Below are 2,588 nucleotides of genomic sequence, written 5' to 3' on the forward strand. Positions count from 1 at the left end.
AGGCATTGAAGAGTTCAAGGTGCATCTTCAATGACTTGGCCAGGTCATTCTTGTTCTTGTGGATCTTCTTCAGGATCGGGATCAGGGTGTAAGCCCAGCCACCGGCCTGCATACGTTCGTAGTTGAAGTTACCTTCCATGAACAGACCGCGGATGGAAATATTCCACAGGTCCTTCTTGGTAATGACTTCTTCTTTCGTCTGATCTTCAAAGTAATCCTGATTCAGGATCTCATCGCTAACGCCATCTACCAGCGCTTTACTTTCAGCGATGTCATTTACGTATGTGATATCAGATGCCATCGCTGAAATCTCCGTGTGCAGATGCTGGTTGGGCCTGGGCTACGGTCTGACGCTCACTGCGCACCATATAATCAAGTACAGCGACACAGGTACCAAGAATGGCAATGGCCAGTACCGGGAGCTTCAGGTAAGTCACCAGAACGAAACCGATAAAGAAGTAAGCTGCCACTTCTTTTTTCAACATGATCTTCAGCAGCATGGCAAAACCGATGGCGGGCATCATACGACCAGCGGCAGACAGTCCGGCAAGTACTTCTTCAGGCAACAGGGCAACAATGGCACCCGCCGTTTCTGCACCAAAGTAAACCGGCAGAAAAGCAACCACGGCATAAAGAAGAGCACGCACACCCAGACCGAGATACAGCATGTTATCGATACCACGGGTATCGCAGCGCCTGGCGTAATCGTCACACTTGTGCATTACCGGTGCAAAAGCCGTAAACAGCAGGACCACCAGACTCTGCATGGCCACAGCAAATGGCATGGCAATACCGATACCAACCTCTGGATTCTCGCCGGTCAGAATAACGAAAACGGTACCGATGATGGCGCCAATACAAACATCCGGTGGCTGGGCACCCGCGTTGGGTACCAGACCCAGCCAGGCCAGTTCCATCGCTGCACCAGCCAGCAGGCCGGTCTGCAGGTCACCCATGATCAGACCAACAACCGTACCGGTGATCAGTGGGCGGTGAATATTCAAAGCGACATCGTACTTGTCGATGCCGCACAGCGCCGCCCAAAGGGCGACGAGCAGGGCTTCCATAAACATGCTTATCCCTCGCTAACAGCGCTCATGATTTCGATTTTTTCTTCTTCCGGCATACGCTGGATGGTGCATACCACACCGAGTTCAGTCAGTTCACGGAAGGTATCAATATCGTTCTGGTCTACAGATACGGTCTTGTGAATCTGCTTTTTACCTTCACTGAAGTGCATGTTGCCCACATTCACTTCTTTGATAGGCACGCCACCCTTAACCATGCGCAGCACGTCCTGAGGGTTTTCAACCACCATCACGATCTTCTGTGCAGGACTTGCCTTGTGAATAACGTCGATAGTCTTCTGAATGGAGAAATAACGGGTAGCCATTCCGGGAGGTGCCGCCATATCCATCAGGTTCTGGCGAACCGGGTCTTCAGATGCTGAATCATTCGCTACCAGAATCAGGTTACCACCGGCGTGATGGCTCCAGGTGATAGCGATCTGTCCATGCAGCATGCGGTTATCGATACGTACCAGCGCGATGTTAGGTGTGTTCATGTACAGTACTCCTGAAAGTCTCTAACCAATCGGTCTCAAATTTTATTGAAATGCCGTCGTGAAATTTTTCACGCTTCCCGTAACGGGAAACAACGGCATTTCCAGCTCAAGACCTCTTTACTGCGACTGCGCTCAAGGCTGCTTGTCATAAGGGTGAATAATGACGCCCTGGACAACCCTGTTTACTTCACCGGTAGGACAGGGGTTATCCGGTGTGATGCCCAATTGTACGGATTTAAAGAATGCAAAAACTTGAGCTAGAGCAATGAAAGGAAACGAAAGCCAAATATTTTCACATCCCATATTTTGCCCCAGACTCATCACATTACCCTTTCGAACATCGTCATCCTGTTCATCGGTAATAGCGAGAATATGAGCAGCCTTGTCATCGCGACGAAGCTCGGCCAGCAGATCAAGGTCATACTGTCGTGTGTATGGGTCATTGGTCATAAACTCGACAATGACAGTCTTGTCATTAACGATGGATTTAGGACCATGGCGGAAGCCCAGGGGAGAATCAAAAACAGAAACCACCTTACCGGCCGTCAGTTCCAGGAATTTCAGAGAAGCTTCCTGCGCCACTCCCTGCAGGCTGGAGCTGCCGAGGAATACCAGTCGGTCAAAATCTCTGGCTGCCAGCGCTTTCAACTCTTCAGTCTTCTCTTCCAGCAGTTGTTCAGTCACCTGGCTGATACGATCAACCAACTCAGTGGTGCCCTGCTGCGGATCAAAAATACACAGTGCACTCAACATCATGCTGGTGTAGCTGCTGGTCATGGCAAAACCACGGTCGTTAGTGCCTTCAGGCATCAACAGACAGAACATGTTAGTGCGTGATTGGCTGGCCAGAGCCAGGTCACCTTCCGGATTACAGGTAAGCACCAGGTGGTAGCACTCTTCCAGAACCTGATCGGCCAGCTGCACAGTGGCCACACTTTCAGGGCTGCGACCGGAACGGGCAATGGAGATAACCAGGGTAGGAACCTGTTCGGCAAAACACTCAGCCGGGGAGGCGACAATATCA

4 protein-coding genes are annotated in these 2,588 nt (G+C 50.9%); all 4 read right to left on the minus strand.

Annotated elements, in window-relative coordinates; all coding sequences use genetic code 11:
• A partial coding sequence (locus KDK13_RS06090) for a PTS system mannose/fructose/sorbose family transporter subunit IID (protein ID WP_257284075.1) occupies window positions 1-301 on the minus strand: 301 nt, incomplete at its 3' end.
• A complete protein-coding gene (gene agaW, locus KDK13_RS06095) occupies window positions 291-1,073 on the minus strand; it encodes a PTS N-acetylgalactosamine transporter subunit IIC (RefSeq protein ID WP_257284076.1) in 783 nt (260 codons plus the stop codon). The genes agaW and KDK13_RS06090, both read right to left, overlap by 11 nt.
• Window positions 1,074-1,075: 2 nt before the next feature.
• Window positions 1,076-1,564: a PTS N-acetylgalactosamine transporter subunit IIB gene (agaV, locus tag KDK13_RS06100; protein ID WP_257284077.1), complete on the minus strand. Its 489-nt coding sequence runs from the start codon at window positions 1,562-1,564 to the stop codon at window positions 1,076-1,078.
• Window positions 1,565-1,696: 132 nt separating this feature from the next.
• A partial coding sequence (locus KDK13_RS06105; RefSeq protein WP_257284078.1) for an SIS domain-containing protein occupies window positions 1,697-2,588 on the minus strand: 892 nt, incomplete at its 5' end.

This window comes from Endozoicomonas sp. SESOKO1, from assembly GCF_024606265.1.
GTDB lineage: Bacteria > Pseudomonadota > Gammaproteobacteria > Pseudomonadales > Endozoicomonadaceae > Endozoicomonas.